The 18,089-nt window shown below is 52.6% G+C and carries 17 protein-coding genes and 1 rRNA gene; 12 read left to right on the forward strand and 6 right to left on the reverse strand.

Features of this window, described 5'->3' with window-relative positions:
* Both FCL42_RS10190 and murI read right to left on the reverse strand, forming a co-directional pair.
* A 16S ribosomal RNA gene (locus FCL42_RS10190) occupies positions 1–115 on the reverse strand; the annotation flags it as partial.
* Between the two features lie 376 nt (positions 116–491).
* Positions 492–1,271 (reverse strand): glutamate racemase, encoded by a 780-nt coding sequence (gene murI / locus FCL42_RS10195; RefSeq protein ID WP_136863315.1) that lies wholly within the window; start codon positions 1,269–1,271, stop codon positions 492–494.
* 137 nt (positions 1,272–1,408) lie between these two features.
* Between murI and trmA the strand changes: the two genes are divergently transcribed.
* The gene (gene trmA / locus FCL42_RS10200) at positions 1,409–2,509 is read left to right on the forward strand and encodes a tRNA (uridine(54)-C5)-methyltransferase TrmA (RefSeq protein ID WP_136863316.1); all 1,101 of its coding nucleotides are present in this window, start codon (positions 1,409–1,411) and stop codon (positions 2,507–2,509) included.
* 210 nt (positions 2,510–2,719) lie between these two features.
* Complete coding sequence (locus FCL42_RS10205; RefSeq protein WP_205729255.1) at positions 2,720–4,372, forward strand: phosphoethanolamine transferase; 1,653 nt, start codon at positions 2,720–2,722, stop codon at positions 4,370–4,372.
* An 82-nt stretch (positions 4,373–4,454) separates the two neighbouring features.
* Here the strand turns inward: FCL42_RS10205 and fabR are convergent, their stop codons facing one another.
* Complete coding sequence (fabR, locus tag FCL42_RS10210; RefSeq protein WP_136863318.1) at positions 4,455–5,066, reverse strand: HTH-type transcriptional repressor FabR; 612 nt, start codon at positions 5,064–5,066, stop codon at positions 4,455–4,457.
* 145 nt (positions 5,067–5,211) lie between these two features.
* Between fabR and FCL42_RS10215 the strand changes: the two genes are divergently transcribed.
* The 8 genes from FCL42_RS10215 (at position 5,212) to FCL42_RS10250 (ending at position 14,580) form a co-directional block, all read left to right on the forward strand.
* Positions 5,212–6,318 carry a fatty acid desaturase gene (locus tag FCL42_RS10215; RefSeq protein ID WP_136863319.1) on the forward strand — a complete coding sequence of 369 codons (1,107 nt, stop codon included), beginning with the start codon at positions 5,212–5,214 and terminating at the stop codon, positions 6,316–6,318.
* Between the two features lie 262 nt (positions 6,319–6,580).
* Positions 6,581–7,249 carry a GntR family transcriptional regulator gene (locus FCL42_RS10220; RefSeq protein ID WP_136863320.1) on the forward strand — a complete coding sequence of 223 codons (669 nt, stop codon included), beginning with the start codon at positions 6,581–6,583 and terminating at the stop codon, positions 7,247–7,249.
* Positions 7,246–8,127 (forward strand): methylisocitrate lyase, encoded by an 882-nt coding sequence (prpB, locus tag FCL42_RS10225; RefSeq protein ID WP_136863321.1) that lies wholly within the window; start codon positions 7,246–7,248, stop codon positions 8,125–8,127. Before FCL42_RS10220 ends, prpB begins: the two co-directional genes overlap by 4 nt.
* 129 nt (positions 8,128–8,256) lie before the next feature.
* Complete coding sequence (gene prpC / locus FCL42_RS10230; RefSeq protein WP_136863322.1) at positions 8,257–9,381, forward strand: bifunctional 2-methylcitrate synthase/citrate synthase; 1,125 nt, start codon at positions 8,257–8,259, stop codon at positions 9,379–9,381.
* A gap of 95 nt (positions 9,382–9,476) precedes the next feature.
* Complete coding sequence (gene acnD, locus FCL42_RS10235) at positions 9,477–12,083, forward strand: Fe/S-dependent 2-methylisocitrate dehydratase AcnD (RefSeq protein WP_136863323.1); 2,607 nt, start codon at positions 9,477–9,479, stop codon at positions 12,081–12,083.
* A gap of 11 nt (positions 12,084–12,094) precedes the next feature.
* Complete coding sequence (prpF, locus tag FCL42_RS10240) at positions 12,095–13,294, forward strand: 2-methylaconitate cis-trans isomerase PrpF (protein WP_136863324.1); 1,200 nt, start codon at positions 12,095–12,097, stop codon at positions 13,292–13,294.
* A gap of 42 nt (positions 13,295–13,336) precedes the next feature.
* The gene (locus tag FCL42_RS10245; protein WP_136863325.1) at positions 13,337–14,023 is read left to right on the forward strand and encodes a hypothetical protein; all 687 of its coding nucleotides are present in this window, start codon (positions 13,337–13,339) and stop codon (positions 14,021–14,023) included.
* Between the two features lie 125 nt (positions 14,024–14,148).
* Positions 14,149–14,580, forward strand: coding sequence for a hypothetical protein (locus FCL42_RS10250; RefSeq protein ID WP_136863326.1), 432 nt, complete (start codon positions 14,149–14,151; stop codon positions 14,578–14,580).
* A 52-nt stretch (positions 14,581–14,632) separates the two neighbouring features.
* On the opposite strand, the gene FCL42_RS10255 is transcribed toward FCL42_RS10250, so the two are convergent.
* Positions 14,633–14,827, reverse strand: a complete 195-nt coding sequence (locus FCL42_RS10255; RefSeq protein ID WP_136863327.1) for a hypothetical protein — start codon at positions 14,825–14,827, stop codon at positions 14,633–14,635.
* A 270-nt stretch (positions 14,828–15,097) separates the two neighbouring features.
* On the opposite strand from FCL42_RS10255, the gene FCL42_RS21995 reads away from it, so the two are divergent.
* Positions 15,098–15,619, forward strand: coding sequence for a prepilin-type N-terminal cleavage/methylation domain-containing protein (locus tag FCL42_RS21995; protein WP_136863328.1), 522 nt, complete (start codon positions 15,098–15,100; stop codon positions 15,617–15,619).
* A 21-nt stretch (positions 15,620–15,640) separates the two neighbouring features.
* Here the strand turns inward: FCL42_RS21995 and FCL42_RS10265 are convergent, their stop codons facing one another.
* Positions 15,641–16,864 (reverse strand): tetratricopeptide repeat protein, encoded by a 1,224-nt coding sequence (locus tag FCL42_RS10265; RefSeq protein ID WP_169308357.1) that lies wholly within the window; start codon positions 16,862–16,864, stop codon positions 15,641–15,643.
* A 202-nt stretch (positions 16,865–17,066) separates the two neighbouring features.
* On the opposite strand from FCL42_RS10265, the gene FCL42_RS10270 reads away from it, so the two are divergent.
* Entirely contained in the window at positions 17,067–17,630 is a 564-nt protein-coding gene (locus FCL42_RS10270) for a hypothetical protein (protein ID WP_136863330.1), read from the forward strand.
* A gap of 119 nt (positions 17,631–17,749) precedes the next feature.
* Here FCL42_RS10270 and FCL42_RS10275 read toward each other — a convergent pair whose 3' ends face one another.
* Positions 17,750–18,082 carry a hypothetical protein gene (locus tag FCL42_RS10275; RefSeq protein WP_136863331.1) on the reverse strand — a complete coding sequence of 111 codons (333 nt, stop codon included), beginning with the start codon at positions 18,080–18,082 and terminating at the stop codon, positions 17,750–17,752.
* Between the last annotated feature and the right edge of the window lie 7 nt (positions 18,083–18,089).

An 18,089-nucleotide genomic window follows, 5' to 3' on the forward strand; every position in this document is an offset into this window, starting at 1 on the left:
CCGCTCGACGCCCAGTAAATCCACCGAAGCTTCAATACTGTCGTTTCCGCTCGACTTGCATGTGTTAGGCCTGCCGCCAGCGTTCAATCTGAGCCATGATCAAACTCTTCAATTAAAAAGTTTTTTGGAATCCGAAAATTCCGACTCAATGAATTACTGAATTAACTTGTTATAGTCACTCAGTGCAACATTGATATATGAGATATCAATCCTGCGCGAGTGCCCACACAGATTGTCTGATAAATTTTTAAAGAGCGTTGCAACTTAAACCGTGGTTCCCGTTGCTGAGGCTGCGCATTCTACGCTTTCCTCGTTTCCCGTCAACCCTTATTTTTAAAGGATTTTCCGAGTGTCGATGTTTTGCTCAACGTCCGTTTTGGTAACCGCTGTGCCCCGTCGACAGGAAGCGCATTATAGGGAGGGATTCAGATTGCACAAGGGCTTTTTCAAGAAAAACGATCGATCGATTCAGTTTTAATCAATCAGGTAATTTAAACGGCGAAAACTGCTATTTTTAAGAACCCGAGACCATTTAACCACTGAACCAGTTCTTTTGATGGCTCACTGCCCGTGTAATAAAAGCAGTGTTGTGGCGGTTTTTCAGTCACTACTCGGCCGTCTATTAATGTGCATACTCGCCGGGCAATGGCACTGCCAGAATCAACCAAGGTGACTCCAGCTCCCATAATCTGGGCGATCTCATCCGCCAATAAAGGAAAGTGAGTACAGCCAAGCACCACTACATCCACCTTAGCCGCTACCAAGGGAGCAAGTATTGTCGCTACCTGGCTTAACTCAATCCCCTGACCTGACAGCTTTGACTCCGCCAGCTTCACCAATTCACTGCTGCCGACGCGAACCACTCGAGTCTGCTGCGCAAATTCATCGATCAATGCTTGAGTGTAGGAACGGCAGATGGTGCCCGGAGTTGCCAATAAGCCGATGACACCTCGGTGACTGAGTAATGCAGCAGGCTTAATTGCTGGCACCACACCAACAACAGGAATATCCAACACCTGACGCAGTGCGGGCAAGGCCAAGGTGCTGGCGGAGTTACAGGCCACCACAACCACACTTGGCTGAATTCGCGCAACCGCCTTAGTGATTAAGCTAACGCATCCTTGTATGAGGGTCTCTGACTCTAACTCCCCATAGGGGAATCGGGCGCTATCCGCCAAGTAGTGGATAGGCCAATTAGGGAGTGCCTGCTGAATGTGCTGACACACAGAGAGCCCACCTACGCCAGAATCAAAAACTAAGATCGAACTCATACACTTATATAGAGGAGATAAACTTAACTGGAGGCCGATGATTTTCACACAGCTGGGCACATTTACCAAGGAAGCTGGACTTAGCCAGCGTCTTGGTTAGAATTCCCACTCTTTTTATTGCGCTACCGGAGATTACCATGGATCCGAAACTTCTCGATCCGACCCAATACGACGCCCAGTTGGCTGAAAAGTGCCAACGCATGACGTCGATGTTTGCCCCATTTGATGCTCCGGAGCTGGAGGTGTTCGCATCCGAACCGGCACACTATCGTATGCGCGCCGAATTTCGCGTTTGGCACGATGGTGACGACCTCTACTACATCATGTTTGATCAACAAACTCGCTCTAAAGTGAAGACTGAGCAGTTCCTGCCGGCCAGTGCGCTGATCAATCAATTTATGCCGAAACTGATCGAGGCAGTAAAGCCAAACCCGAGCTTGCGGTTTAAGTTGTTTCAGGTGGACTTTTTGTCATCACTGAGCGGTGAGCTCGTGATCTCCCTGCTCTATCACCGCCAGCTGGATGAAGCTTGGGAACGCGACATCGAAGCGCTGCGCCAACAATGGTTAGCCGAAGGCGTCACCGTTAACTTCATTGGTCGTGCTAAAAAGCAAAAGCTCTGCATCGAGCGAGATTACGTTGATGAAGTGCTAAATGTACACGGCACTCCCATGCACTACCGTCAGATCGAAAATAGCTTCACTCAACCAAACGGCAAGGTAGCCGAGAAAATGCTTGAGTGGGCGGTAGACTGCACCCGCAACAGCAGCGGCGATCTACTGGAGCTTTACTGCGGCAACGGCAACTTCTCTCTGGCGTTGGCACAGAACTTCGAAAAGGTGCTCGCCACTGAGCTGGCGAAGCCATCGGTGGAGTCTGCTCAGCACAACATTGCTAAGAACAACATCGACAACGTCACCATCATTCGTATGTCGGCGGAGGACTTCACCGACGCCATGAATGGGGTACGGGAATTTAACCGCTTGAGAGGCATCGACCTCAAAGCCTTCAACTGCAACACCATCTTCGTTGACCCACCGCGCGCCGGCTTAGATAAAGAGACTGAGAAGATGGTGCAGGGCTATGAGCGTATCCTGTACATCTCCTGTAACCCTGAGACACTGCTGGATAACCTCGGCACCTTGGGCGAAACCCATAAGATCACCCGCTTAGCGCTGTTCGATCAGTTCCCATACACCCACCATATGGAAGCGGGTGTGCTGCTGGAGCGTAAGTAACCGCACTGCATCACACCCACTTTGACGCTCTTCAACATAGAACCCGCCAATCGGCGGGTTTTTCGTATCCGCGATCACAGCCAGCCACTATCCCTCACTCTATAAGATAAGCTCGCTTACCTAATGACATTCGCTTACAGAGTGCTTACGCCCTTGTGCCTCTGGCCTTGGGACAATTCCTCTCCTAATACCCGCCATAGGAGAGCGTTCTTGAAGATCCCAACCATTTCAAAATTCAAACATCTGCATCCGTGGCAGCTTCCGATGCTTGTCGCCCTCTACATCGGCCTGTTGCTTAACTTCCCCTTCTACCGAAAGCTGGCAGAGATCTTCGATCGCCTAGGCCAAGTCGACTTAGGCTTTATGCTGTCGATTCCATTGTTTATCTGTGCCGTGCTGACGCTGCTGTTCACCCTAATCTGCTGGGGCCCCTTGAGAAAACCGCTGTTGTGTACCTTGGTCGTTCTTTCCTCACTTGCCTGTTATGCCTCGCTTACCTATGGCGTCGTCATTGATTACGGCATGATCGAAAACTTCGCCGAGACCAACAGTCATGAAGCGCTGTCTTATCTCACGCCAGGCGCCGCTCTCTGGTTCGTCGTCACCGCACTGCTGCCATCACTACTCATCTGGAAAGCGCCACTCACCCCAGCACTTAAATACCATAAAGCCGTCATCTCCTCTTGTTTGGTGATTGTGGCTTGTGTCGCAACCGTACTCTGTATTGCCACTGGGTATTATCAGAACTACACCTCCGTGGGTCGCAACAACAGTTACCTAAAGGCGATGATCATCCCAACCCATGCCATCTATAGCGGCGCCAAATATGTTTCCAATACCTATCTGGCTAAGCCTGAACCTTTCAAACACCTTGGGCTAGACGCCCAGCAAGCCAAAAGCGATCCTCAGGGCAAGCCCAATCTCTTGGTCTTGGTGGTGGGAGAAACAGCCCGAGCGAAAAACTCATCTCACTATGGCTACCAGCGCGATACCAATCCCTTTACCCGAGAGCGTGGCGTGATTCCCTTTATGGAGGTTAGCTCATGCGGCACGGCCACCGCAGTATCGGTGCCTTGTATGTTCTCTGCGTTTAACCGTGATAACTTCGACGGCAAACAAGCACGTAATCAGTCCAACCTAATGGATATGCTTAGCCATGCCGGCTTGGAAACGTTATGGCTTGAAAATGACGGCGGCAGTAAAGGGGTGGCCGACCGCATCCCGTTCCATACGATGGATCCTAAGGCCAATCCCAGTCTCTGCAAGGGCGGCGTCTGTTTTGATGAAGTGCTATTGGCGCCGCTCAAACAGCAGATTGAACAACAAACCCATGATGGCGTCATCGTACTGCACCTGATTGGCAGTCATGGTCCAACCTACTTCAAGCGCTACCCAAAATCGAAGGGGCCCTTCACCCCAGCGTGCGAAACCGCAAGCATTGAAAATTGCAGCAGCGAGGAGTTGGTCAACGTCTACGACAATACCCTCTACTACACCGACTACGTATTGGGGCAGGTGATCGATATCCTCAACAACAACGCTGGCCAGCACAATACCGCCATGCTCTATCTATCGGATCACGGTGAGTCTTTAGGAGAAAACGGCCTCTACCTTCACGGTTTTCCCTACTCCCTCGCTCCAGAGGAACAAACTCAGGTTCCCATGCTGTTTTGGAGCTCTGAGCAGTTCGCTCAGCAAGCGCAACTTAATACCGATTGCCTAACGCAAAAGGCACAGCTTGGGGGGTTCTCCCACGACAATCTGTTCCACTCGGTTCTGGGTCTAATGTCCGTTAGCACGTCGTTGTATCATCGAGATCTGGATCTGTTCGCCAGCTGCACCAATACTCCATCAAACACCTAATTCAGCCAGCGGAACCGCAATTACCCCATAAACAACAAACCCGCACCAATGGGTGCGGGTTTGAACATGAAAAAAGCACTGATTACTCGTAACCACTGCGCTGCAAACTGTCCGAGCCTTTGGCAATCATCCGCAACTGGATGATCAATCGCTCCGCCAGCGCCTTACGCTCTTTTTTATTCAGATCCAGTGCTTCGGCGCCACTGGAAAACACTAACACCACCAGCGCTTCCGCTTGGGCATAAGCCAGATCTGGGCGGCGGTTGGCTTTGGCCTGCAGATAATGATCGAGCTCATCAATAAAGTGGCGAACCTCACGGTTTACCGCGCCACGAAAAGCCGCAGAGGTTCCCGAACGCTCACGAAGAAGCAACCGGAACACATTGGGGTTGCTGTCGATAAATTCCATAAAGGTTTCAATGGAGGCTCGAATCACGCTGCCCCCCTCTTCCGCCCGCTGACGACCTTTGCGCATTAATTGGCGCAAAGTCAGGCCACCCTCGTCGACCATGGTCAGGCCCAGCTCTTCCATATCTTTAAAGTGACGGTAGAAAGAGGTTGGCGCAATACCCGCTTCGCGAGCCACTTCCCGCAAACTCAAATTAGAAATACTGCGCTCCGCACTCAATTGGTTAAAGGCGGCATCCAATAATGCTCGCCGAGTGCGCTCTTTTTGCTGTGCTCGAATCCCCATGAATTCACTATCCTTTATCAATAACGGCGCCATTCTATCGTCATTAGAGTGAAAGCTCATCTTTGAAACTTCACAATTGCCACTTGAGATCTTGAACGATGCACTCCAAAATAGCGAACAGATGTAAGCTGAAAGAGACTCACGGATGAATGAGAAACCGCCTCTGATCTGGCTCAATGCCCTGATCTTTAGCCTAACTGCACTGGTCGCTTTGACTGTTGCGCCTTTGTATGGCTTCTTTTCTGGCTACAGCCAGTCCATTGTGGCTATTGCCATTGCTTGTTGGGCCTGGAGTGGGTTATCCATTACCGCGGGCTATCACAGACTTTGGTCCCACAAATCCTTCAACGCCAGCCCATTGGTTCAGTGGTGCCTTGCCATAGGTGGTGCCATGGCGATGCAGAACAGCATCCTGCACTGGTCTTCCGATCACCGCCGTCACCATAAAAATGTGGACCACGACACCAAAGACCCCTACAGCGCCAGCCGCGGCTTTTGGTACAGCCATATCGGTTGGATGCTTAGAGACTACCAAGGAGAGCCAGACTACAGCAACGTGCGGGATCTGCAAAAGAACCCCATCGTCATGTTCCAGCACAACCATTACGCCAAACTGGTTCTACTGACCAACATCGTCTTCCCTTTGGTTATTGGCGCTCTACTGGGTGATGTCATCGGTGCCCTGCTGCTTATTGGCGTGGTTCGCTTAGTTGCCATGCACCACGGCACCTTCTTTATTAACTCATTGGCGCACATCTGGGGCAGTCAACCTTACAGTGACAAGCACTCTAGTCGAGATAACGGCATCATTGCACTGCTCACCTTCGGTGAGGGTTACCATAATTTCCACCACACCTTCGAGCTTGATTGGCGCAACGGCATCCGTTGGTTCCACTTCGATCCGACCAAGTGGTTGATTGCCTTACTCGCCAAGCTGGGGATGGCAACGAATTTAAAGCAGGTACCTCAAGAGCGAATTGAGTCCGCCAAACTGCAGATGCAGCTCAAGCAAAGCCAAACTCTGGCTGAAGCTCGAGGCCTAAGTGAAGAGTGGCTAGCCAAGTTGGACAGCCAATACCATCAGGTTCAAGAGCGGCTGAAAGCGTATTACCAGCTGCAGCAAGAGAACTTGAGGCAGAAGCGAAAAGACCTGGATAGCAGCGCCAAAGCCCAACTGGCTGAGCTGAAATCTAAACTGAAAGAGCAACAGCAGCTCTGGGGGCAATTGCGGCAACAGCTAGCTCACGCTTAATCCCTAAAAGGCGCCAGATGGCGCCTTTTTTATTACCAATGCCCAAGCCATCATTGTTGACAACCACAGTCGATGTTAACAATTAGTCTAATGCCCATTCAGCCAACCCGAAGTAAACAAACATGCAAAATCCAATAAATACAACAATTTAGAAGATAATCCATCATATTCACCACTGAATTACGCTGACGTAAAAGTTAACCCATTGTTGACAATGGGCGAATAAATACACAGACTGTGACCCATATCACAGGGAGCAGTCATGGCAGAGCGTCAACAAACATTAGCGGAACAACTGGCAGACCAACTGCAGATAGCCATCGTGCAAGGGCAGTTGTCTGCAGGCAGTAAGATCAACGAACAAGATCTTGCCGCCCAGTATGGCGTAAGCCGCGGTCCGCTCAGAGAAGCACTGCAAAAACTGGAACGTCGCCGCCTTGTCGTCAAAGCCCCTCATATTGGTGCCCGAGTCGCCAAACTCACCATCGAAGAGCTCAACGACCTGTACCAAGTTCGAGCCGAACTGGAAGCCATGGCCTGCCGTTTGGCCGCCAAGCAGATAAGTCCGGCCAAACTGGCGGAGCTGCATATGATTCTAGACCGCCAGCAGCGAGTATTTGAAACTCAGCAAGGGGACTATGCGGTCATCGATGACATCGACTTTCACCTCGGCATCATCAACGCCAGTGGCAACCAAACCCTAATTCATACGCTGACCGACGACCTCTACCACCTACTGCAGATGTACCGCAATCAATGCAGCGCAGGCCGTCGTCCACAACGCGCCCTAGAGCAGCACCGACAGATTTTAGCCGCCATTGCCGATGGTGATGGTGAACTCGCAGCCCTGCTAATGCGCCGCCACATCGAAGCGGGCCAAGCCAATACGGAAAAGGTGCTGCGAACTTACATGGAGGAAAACACCCAATGACCAAAGCGACCCCAGGCCAACGTTTTCGTGATGCCGTAGCCAATGCCAAGCCACTGCAAATTGTCGGCACCATCAATGCGTACATGGCGCTAATGGCAGAGCAAAGTGGCCATCAGGCGCTGTACCTATCTGGAGCGGGCGTTGCCAATGCCTCCTTCGGCCTGCCAGATCTCGGCATGACCTCAATGAATGACGTGGTTACCGACGCCGCTCGCATCACCGCAGCAACCGATCTGCCGCTGCTGGTCGACATCGATACTGGTTGGGGTGGCGCTTTCAACATCGCCCGCACCGTTCGCGAATTCGAGCGTGCCGGTGTGGCCGCAGTGCACATGGAAGATCAGGTTGCACAGAAGCGCTGTGGTCATCGTCCCAATAAAGCCGTCGTTAGCATTGAAGAGATGTGCGATCGCATTAAAGCCGCGGTGGATGCCCGCCAAGACGACAGCTTCGTCATCATGGCCAGAACCGATGCGGTGGCAGTTGAAGGGTTAGAGAGCGGCATCGAACGTGCCCAAGCCTACCTAGAAGCGGGCGCAGACATGATCTTCGCCGAAGCCCTGACTGAGCTGGACCACTACCGTCAATTTAAAGCCAACGTGAATGCGCCGATTCTGGCCAACATGACCGAATTTGGTAAGACCGAACTGTTCGACAAACAGGATCTGTTTGAAGCCGGAGCCGACATGGTGCTGTATCCGCTTTCCGCCTTCCGAGCTGCCAATTTGGCTGCCCTCAAGGTGTACGAGTCTCTGAAGCAGGATGGCCATCAGCGCAATCAGGTCGATAACATGCAAACCCGCATGGACCTATACAAATTCCTCGGTTACCACGATTACGAGCAGAAACTGGATCAACTGTTCGCTGAATCCAAATAACCGCCCTAAGTAGAGAACAACAAATAACGCGACAACAAGACTCAAGGCGCCAACTTCAGGCCGTGGCCGACACCACGGACGCAGTGAGCATGAGCTAGCTAGGCGCCTCACATTAAAGGAAGCATTATCATGGTAGATAAAAAACTGTCAGGCGCTGGCCTCCGTGGCCAAAGCGCTGGTGAAACCGCCCTGTGTACCGTCGGCCAATCGGGCACCGGCCTTACCTATCGCGGCTATGACATCGCCGAGTTGGCGGATAAGGTCAGCTTCGAAGAGGTGGCACACCTGCTACTCAAAGGTCACCTGCCAAACAGCGACGAGCTGACCGCCTATCGCCAAAAACTCAAAAACCTGCGCGGTCTACCTCAACCCCTGAAAACCGTACTGGAGCAGATCCCAGCCGACGCCCACCCTATGGACGTGATGCGCACCGGTTGCTCCATGTTGGGTAACCTAGAGGGCGAGCACAGCTTCGAGCAGCAGGGTGACATCGCCGATCGGCTATTGGCGGCGTTCCCCTCCATCATCTGTTACTGGTATCGCTACAGCCATGACGGCGTGCGCATCGTCACCGACACCGACGATGACCAGATCGGCGCCCACTTCCTGCGATTACTGCACGGTAAGGCACCCAGCGAGCTGCACGCGAAAGTGATGGACGTTTCACTGATCCTCTATGCTGAGCATGAGTTTAACGCCTCCACGTTCACGGCCCGTGTTTGTGCCTCGACCTTGTCAGACATGCACTCGTGCGTCACTGGCGCCATCGGCTCACTGCGCGGCCCACTGCATGGCGGTGCCAACGAAGCGGCAATGGATCTCATCCAAGATATGCAGGATGAAGCCCACGCCATCGGCACCCTGAAAGAGAAGCTAGCCAATAAAGAGAAGATCATGGGCTTTGGCCATGCCATCTACCGTGAATCTGACCCTCGTAACGCCATCATCAAAGGCTGGTCAGCCAAGCTGGCGGAAGAGTTCGGTGACGACCGCCTGTACCGAGTATCCGTTGCCTGTGAGCAGTTAATGTGGGACGAGAAGAAACTGTTCTGCAACGCTGACTTCTTCCACGCCTCGGCGTATCACTTCATGGGCATTCCAACCAAGCTGTTCACGCCTATCTTCGTTTGTTCGCGCCTGACCGGTTGGGCCGCGCACATAATGGAACAGCGCGCCAACAACCGCATCATCCGCCCAAGCGCCGACTACACCGGCGAAGCACCACGCTCGGTTCCCGAGATGAGCGCACGCTAAGCCTGTTGTGGGCAGCCACCACTTTGGTGCTGGCTGCCCGGTTGTGTTTCATGCCCAACTGAGCTGACTCACTTGGGTAGCTAGGATGCCGCACTATGAATACCGATTACCGCAAGCCCCTTGCCGACACCGGCCTAGATTACTTCGACACCAAAGCCGCCTGCGATGCCATCGCCCCCGGCAAATACGAAACCCTAACCTACACCGCTAAGGTGCTGGCCGAACAGCTGGTACGTCGCTGCGACAGTGACAGCCTGACCCAGTGCCTAAGCCAGATCGTCCACAGTAAGCAGGATTTGGATTTTCCTTGGTATCCTGCCCGAGTGGTGTGCCATGACATTCTCGGTCAAACCGCCTTAGTGGATCTGGCTGGCCTTCGAGACGCTATCGCCGACCAAGGGGGCAACCCAGCCAAGGTCAACCCTGTGGTACCAACCCAGCTGATCGTTGACCACTCACTGGCAGTGGAACACGCAGGCTTTGATCCCGATGCGTTTGAGAAAAACCGCGCCATTGAAGATCGCCGCAATGAGGATCGCTTCCACTTTATTGAGTGGACCAAGACCGCCTTTGATAACGTCGACGTTATCCCGGCGGGCAACGGCATCATGCATCAAATTAACCTAGAGAAGATGTCACCGGTTATTCAAAACCGTGGTGGCATCGCTTTCCCAGACACCTGTGTTGGCACCGACAGCCACACCCCTCACGTGGACGCCCTTGGAGTGATCGCCATCGGGGTGGGTGGACTGGAAGCGGAGAACGTCATGTTGGGGCGCCCATCAATGATGCGTCTGCCGGAGATCGTTGGCGTCAAGCTTACTGGCCAACGTCAAAGCGGCATTACCGCCACCGACATCGTCCTCGCATTGACCGAATTCTTGCGCAAAGAGCGCGTAGTGTCCGCCTATCTTGAGTTCTTCGGAGAAGGGGCTCGAGCGCTGACCATTGGCGATCGTGCCACCATCGCCAACATGACACCGGAGTTTGGTGCCACCGCAGGCATGTTCTACATCGATGAGCAGACTCTGGACTACCTCACCCTAACCGGGCGTGAACCTGAGCAGGTGCAGTTGGTGGAACAGTACGCCAAAACCACCGGCCTGTGGGCCGATGACATGAACGACGCCCACTACCAGCGAGTGTTGGAGTTTGACCTGTCCAGCGTCGGCCGCAACATGGCTGGGCCGTCTAACCCCCACCGCCGCCTGCCGACGACGGATCTTGGTGAGCGTGGCATCGCCACTAACCTCGATGCCGCCAAAGCGGAAGAAGCCGAAGGCAAGCTGCCCGATGGTGCGGTGATCATCGCCGCCATCACTAGCTGTACCAACACCTCTAACCCCAGAAACGTGGTCGCCGCCGGTCTCATCGCTAAGAAAGCCAATCAATTGGGACTGGTTCGTAAGCCATGGGTGAAATCTTCATTTGCCCCAGGCTCAAAAGTGGCGCAGCTGTACTTGGAACAAGCGGGCCTGCTGCCTGAGCTAGAGAAGCTCGGCTTTGGCATTGTTGCCTTTGCTTGCACTACCTGTAACGGCATGAGCGGCGCTCTGGATCCTAAGATTCAGCAGGAGATCATCGACCGTGACCTGTACGCCACTGCCGTGCTGTCTGGCAACCGCAACTTCGATGGTCGCATTCACCCCTACGCCAAGCAGGCGTTTTTGGCATCGCCACCTCTCGTAGTGGCCTACGCCATTGCCGGTACCATGCGCTTCGACATCGAGCAGGATGTGCTTGGACACGATCAAGATGGCAACGCCATTACTCTCAAGGAGATCTGGCCTACCGACGCCGAGATCGACGCCATTGTTGCCGAGCACGTTCAACCTGAGCAGTTCCGAAAAGTGTATGAGCCGATGTTCGATCTCAAAGTGGAGTATGGCGAGGACAACAACCCGCTCTATGACTGGCGCGAAATGAGCACCTACATCCGCCGACCTCCCTATTGGGAAGGCGCACTGGCAGCCGAACGTACCCTCAAAGGGATGCGGCCACTGGCGGTGCTGGGTGACAACATCACCACCGACCACCTGTCTCCCTCCAACGCCATTTTGGCCAGCAGCGCCGCCGGTGAATACCTCGCCAAGATGGGCTTGCCGGAGGAGGACTTTAACTCCTACGCCACCCACCGCGGCGATCACCTCACCGCTCAGCGAGCCACCTTCGCCAACCCGAAGCTGCTTAACGAGATGGTAAAAGACGACAACGGCGAGGTAGTTCAAGGCTCATTGGCACGACTCGAGCCAGAGGGCAAGCCGCTGCGTATGTGGGAAGCCATCGAAACCTATATGGATCGCAGCCAGCCGCTGTGCATCATCGCCGGTGCCGATTATGGCCAGGGCTCCTCCCGAGATTGGGCCGCCAAAGGGGTTCGCTTGGCTGGCGTGGAAGCGATCGTCGCCGAAGGTTTTGAACGCATTCATCGCACCAACCTCGTGGGCATGGGCGTGCTGCCATTGGAGTTCAAGCCGGGCACCACCCGCCTGACTCTGGGCATCGACGGCACCGAAACCTTTGACGTTATCGGGCAGCGCCAACCGGGCGCCACCCTAACGCTGGTGATCCACCGCCAGAACGGCGAAACCATCGACGTGCCGGTTACCTGTCGTCTGGACACCGCTGAAGAGATATCGGTCTACGCCGCTGGCGGAGTACTGCAGCGCTTTGCCAAAGATTTCTTGGCTCAATCGGCATAGGGGAGCAGAGCATGTCTCAACAGATAAAGGTCGCTGCCACCTACATGCGTGGCGGCACCAGCAAAGGGGTATTCTTCAAGCTGGATGACCTGCCCAAAGCCGCACAGCAACCGGGGCCGGCCCGGGATGCGCTGCTGCTGCGGGTGGTCGGCAGCCCAGACCCTTACGGTAAACAGATCGACGGCATGGGAGGCGCGACCTCCAGCACCAGCAAGACGGTGATTCTGGCCAAAAGCCAAAAGCCTGACCACGACGTTGACTACCTGTTTGGCCAAGTCGCCATCGACAAAGCCTTTGTCGATTGGAGTGGCAACTGCGGTAATCTCAGCGCCGCCGTTGGTGCCTTCGCCATCAGCAATGATCTCGTGGATGCCGATAAGCTACCGCAAAATGGCGTTGCTACCGTACGGATCTGGCAGGCCAATATCCAAAAGAGCATCATCGCCAAGGTGCCAATGACCGATGGCTTGGTGCAGGAAACAGGAGACTTCGTGCTCGATGGGGTTACCTTCCCCGCCGCCGAAGTGGAAGTCGCCTTTACTGACCCCGTTGATGGCACTCTATTCCCCACCGGCAATCTGGTGGACGATCTCGACGTACCCGATATCGGTTGCTTCAACGCCACCCTGATCAACGCCGGTATTCCAACGCTGTTTTTGAATGCCGATGAGTTGGGATTTGAAGGCACTGAACTGCAGCCGCAGATCAACGGCGATGCAGCGCTGCTGGAGAAGCTAGAAACCATCCGCGCCCATGGCGCCGTTAAGATGGGGCTGATTTCAGACATTGAGGAAGCCAAGACTCGGCAGCACACGCCCAAGATCGCCTTTGTGGCGCCGCCCAAAAGCTACACCTCATCCAGTGGCAAAACCGTAGATGCCAGTGATATCGACCTTAACGTACGGGCGCTATCCATGGGACTACTGCATCACGCCATGATGGGCACCTGCGCTGTCGCGATTTCGGCGGCAGCGGCGGTACCCGGAACCTTGGTAAACCTTGCGGCAGGAGGCGGTGCCCGTCAAAGCGTGCGCTTTGGTCACCCATCTGGAACCCTCAAGGTGGGCGCAGAGGCTAAACAAACCGATGATGGTAAATCGGGTGAATGGCAGATCGACGCCGCCATCATGAGCCGCAGCGCCCGGGTGCTGATGGAGGGCTGGGTTCGAGTGCCCGCCGATACACTGGTCGACACGCCGAAAAGCAATTAGACCACTAAGCCCCGTAAGGGGCTTTTTTATTAAGGACTATTGATGACGTTACTCGACTTGGCCGGTTCACTGCACAGCCTATTAACCCTCGTCAGCTTAGTTGGTGTGTGGGCACAGCTGCGAACTATCTATCAGCGCCGAGCGCAGGGGCAAGAAGGCAGCCAACTGCTATCGCTGAACCAGTTCAGCGTCGGCTTCTTTGGTTACTGGAGCTTCTTTGTTTATGGCTTTAGCCTCTCTCCCGCTAATCACTACCTGATTTGGCCTCGGCTAACCGCCGCCCTGTTGATGGTGGCCATCATCTTCAATATCCATCGCGATCGTCGCACCAGCGCCAGCCTTACCATGACCATCATGACTGTAGCTTGCACTCTAGCTAGCCTAGGTGCCTTTGCTTTCGGGGGCGCATACATCGAAGATGGAGGCCGCTGGATAGCCACCGGATTGCTCCTGACCATCAGTGCACTTCTGGCGCAAGGGTATTGGCACCAAATTAAGCAAGTGATTCGTCACAAACAGGTGGGTGCCATTAACCCCAGAATGAGTCAGCTGATACTTGCCATGGACGCGTCCACCTTGTTGCTGGTTTTTGCCATGGGTTGGCAGCAGGGATGGCCATTGGCAATACTGGCCAGCACCAGTGCCCTCACCAAGATTGTGTTGCTGCGTTATTATTATCGATACTCAACTGCCCCGTCACCAACGGAGAAAAACGGCATTCACCCTTGAGCCCTCTGGGTGAATGAGATTTTTATCATTGTCATTCACCCGACCAGCTTATCTCTTTGATATAAAGCACTAAGAGATTTGCTCTCACAGCCGATAACTAATTGTTACTTAGAGGTATATTAGTTATGACCGTCTCCAACAACATTGCCAGCACCCTCAGTTACACTAGCGCCACAGGGCAGACACCACTCACCGGTGAACCCGCGGCTGCCGCCATTGACGGCGAGAACGTCAGTGACAAAGGCCAAAGCAGCGCCGATAAGGTGACCATCTCCGACGCCGCCCGCGAGAAGCTCATGCAGGAACAACAGCCTGCAGAAGAGAGCAAGTCCTCGGCACGCATCGCACAGCTAGAAGCCACCATTGAGCGGATTAAAGAACAGATTCAGCAGGCTCAAGAGCAGTTGCAAGAGATTCAAGCTCAAGAGATGGATAAAGATTCCAAAGATAAGTTATTGGAAGCTAAGCGAAATGAACTAATGATGCTGCAAGCCTCTTTGACTCAAGCCACAGATGCTCTAAACGAAGCGAAGAAGAAAGAAGCGGAAGCTGGTTAGCCTATGGCATAAATTGAGAAACAGCGTAGCTCGCTGTTTCTCATAGATAAGCTTATACATCGATGACCAAACGGCATTCACGCATAACCTGAATCCAGTGACTACAAAGCGCGTCATCCATCACCACATTACAATAGTAATTTGCGTTACTTGATGCCACTCGGCACTCATTGGACGCAAACACAGTTGAGGACATCCCCAAACCAAACCCCATACCGATAACTGCCAGTGCAATCTTAGATCTCATAATTTCCCTCGTTGTTTTAATTAGTCATATTTTCATATTGGCTATAAAACCAACGCTTTAAATCATGGTCAGGAAAAGATGACGGGTATATAGCTTTTCAAACCTATTTGCGACAGCGATTACTTATCGCGCGCGTAAGCACTTAACCTTAAACACCAACTGAGATAGCCGACTAGCAAATTGTTTGAAAAACGGCTATCAGCTTGAAACCAAAGTCAAACTGCCACAAAATCGACAGTGGATGTTGTTACACCTACTCTGAGGGCTACTGTGTCTCACCCTAATTCCAACAACGGCTTTACTTTGATTGAACTGGTGGTCGTCATTCTGCTGCTTGCCGTATTGGCTGTTGTTGCCGCCCCACGCCTGCTGAATATCAGTGCTGATGCCAAAGGCGCAGTATTAACCCAATTTAGCTCTGCAGTGAAGGAAGCCAATCACCAAATGTTCCTGCTCTCTAAGCTAGAAAGTTATCGCACTCAAGCGGTATCGGGTCGAGGTGATCTGTTGGACGTCGACGTCGATGGTGATGGCACCTACGAAACTCGGCTTAAATGCGGTTACCTAGACAACACTGATGTTGCCAAACGACTCGACTACAGCGATGAGAGCTTAGGGTTTGAGTATGAAGATGTAGATAAGGTCTACTTTGGCTTTGGTAACAGCAACATAAAAGCCAGCCAATGCTACTTCATGTATCAACAGGCCTATGGCAAAACCTCACCCAATACCTGCGATCGCAGTGATCCCGATGCCACTCCAAAATATGAACTGGAGCTCAGTGGCTGTTAACCTGACCACATATGGGCGAGATCACAACTTGGGACGCTCTTCCGAACGCTTTACTGAGGAGAAGTAACTTCGATAAGGCTCAAAATCCCGATACGCCTTGATGTCGAAGCCTTTTGCCTCAGCCAACCTCAATTGAGATAACGCCCGATTGGGCTGTCGCACCACCCAATAATGTTCAGCCAACGTAGCGTTAAGCAAGCCCGAATGAGGATTGGCTGCGATCGCTTGCTGCTGCTGATTGTTCGACATCAACAGATAGCTCAATTCATTAAACGCCTCTGGACGATGAGGGTCGATCTCAATGGCCTTTTGCAAACGAACCATGGCCAATTCGACGGCACCAGCACGGGATAACGCCCTACCCCAGGAGTACCATGCGTCCCACAGTTCAGGATCCTGCTCCAAGGCAGTGGCAAAAGCTTCACTCGCTTCCTGCGACCTCTCCAAAGCCAGATGGGCTCGCCCAACACCATAATGTGCAATGGCCAACTCAGCGTCGTATTCAACCGCTAGCATAAACTTGGTTTGCGCCTGATGAAAATGCCGTTGCTGATAAAGAATTTCCCCCCAAATCACATAAGCTTGGGCAACCAAGTCACGCTCAAGGTGGGGTAACATGGTGCGGATTTCATCAATACAGGCTTGATATTCCTGCTTGGCCCACAGGTAACTCACCAATCCAAAAGGATCCAGCTGCCGCATTATATCGCCGGTAATATCGCCGATAACGCGCTGATAACTCTCCCAATCGAAGCCCGATTCAGAAATAGGATAACGCCGATGAATCAGAGCTTTACCAGATATTGAAAACCGATACAGCGCATGCCCTTCCGCAATGACCAACCGGCCGGTAATCTGCTTTTTATCCATCCCAAACAGCTCCCGAACGAAGAAGCGGATTGCATTGAGTGACACCCCAAACACCTCAACACCATCAAGCACCGCTTCCTCTTGATCGGCATTGATGCTTAACCCTTGCTGACTCCAACCTATCCGCCGCATCTCCGCCAGATGTTGTCGAATATCCCAGGTCATCTCCTCCTCCGTCGTCCAAGGAGTCGGTGTTTCTACAATCACTTTTATCTGACTAAATGCGTAGTAATCGCTGCCAAAACTCTTCACCAAAGACACCAGTACGGCTCCCAAAAACAACCAATAGGACAACCGTAGCCATGACCATTTGGCGCTCTCTGAGCCATCACCCTGACCAAACCAGTTTTGTACCCTTCGCAATAATGCCCGCATTGATTTCCAGAAATCACTGATATTCCTATCCATACCCTAGGAATATGGCATTGGATTCGCCACCAACAAGAGAGAAAAACAACGTTGTCCTACAGGAATGCACTTCGTTTACTTACAGCAGTGGCAGCCAACATTGCCACGGCGCTATCTACACTGAAACTCACCTCTGCAGCGAAATCCCCTTTTAATCTAGGAGTCCGTTATGACCATCATGGAAGATGCCTCTAAAGTCGAGGCAAGCACCCGAACTCAAGTATTCTTTGCCACTTTGTTTCCCTCAACCGCGATCAATGGGCCATTTAAAGTGCAGTGGGAAAATGGCATGGGGCCAACGGAAGATAACCCGCTGTCGGTAAACGACATTGTTATCGTAGAAGCGGAGTTTGGTACCTACAATGAAAATGGCACTCCGGTAGCACCAAAGAACTACTTCGGCCTATCTATTGGTGCTTGCGTCGATACAAGCAATGCCATAGACACCATGAAGGCTGAGTTATATCAGCAAGGTTATCTGGGGCTGCTTAAAAACATCACCACCGAAAACAGCCCTCAAGCAAGTGACTTTTTCGATTGCGCGATCCAATACTCGCGAAATATGGATCGAGACAATCAGGAGATAGCAAACATCACTTACAAGGTAGTGATGACTTTTAACCCCGGTAGCAAAGCATCAGCACAGATCAAAGACAACAACTGCAACATTGCCATCGTCGCCGACTATGGCGATCCTCATGTAAACTCGATTCCTATCCCGGTTCGAATTTGAGACAAAAGAACCAGCCCCAAACCGGCTAATTCCAAGAGCGGTTTGGGGCCTCTTACCGCTCAGCTTATCGCCTTCCGCGATAACGCCTGCACCGTCCTACGTGAATAATCCCTTTACGGCTAACTCAACAGGTAAGCCGTGGCCAACAATGCTCGTTTTGAGCTGTTAAATAGAAACGAAAATAGAGTGTATCGATGTAGCTTGGAAAACAGACTTTCGCATATCACGCAATCTCCCTGTCTCAAGCCAATCTTAGTGATGGGTAGCAGCATGGCACGAAGCTGATAAGCTTCATCAAACAGCTCCAATTCATAGGTTTTTAACGGCAGCCAAAACAGTTGCTTAAACAGCAGATGCTCCCCGTGATGAATGCGAATCTCGCCAGTCAAAATCCGATAGCTGAAATGCAATTCTCGGCCACTCAGCATCAGCGATTTTCTGTGGGTTAACATGTCGCCC

Origin of the sequence: Ferrimonas aestuarii, assembly GCF_005116665.1 — a bacterium.
Classification (GTDB): Bacteria; Pseudomonadota; Gammaproteobacteria; order Enterobacterales; family Shewanellaceae; genus Ferrimonas; species Ferrimonas aestuarii.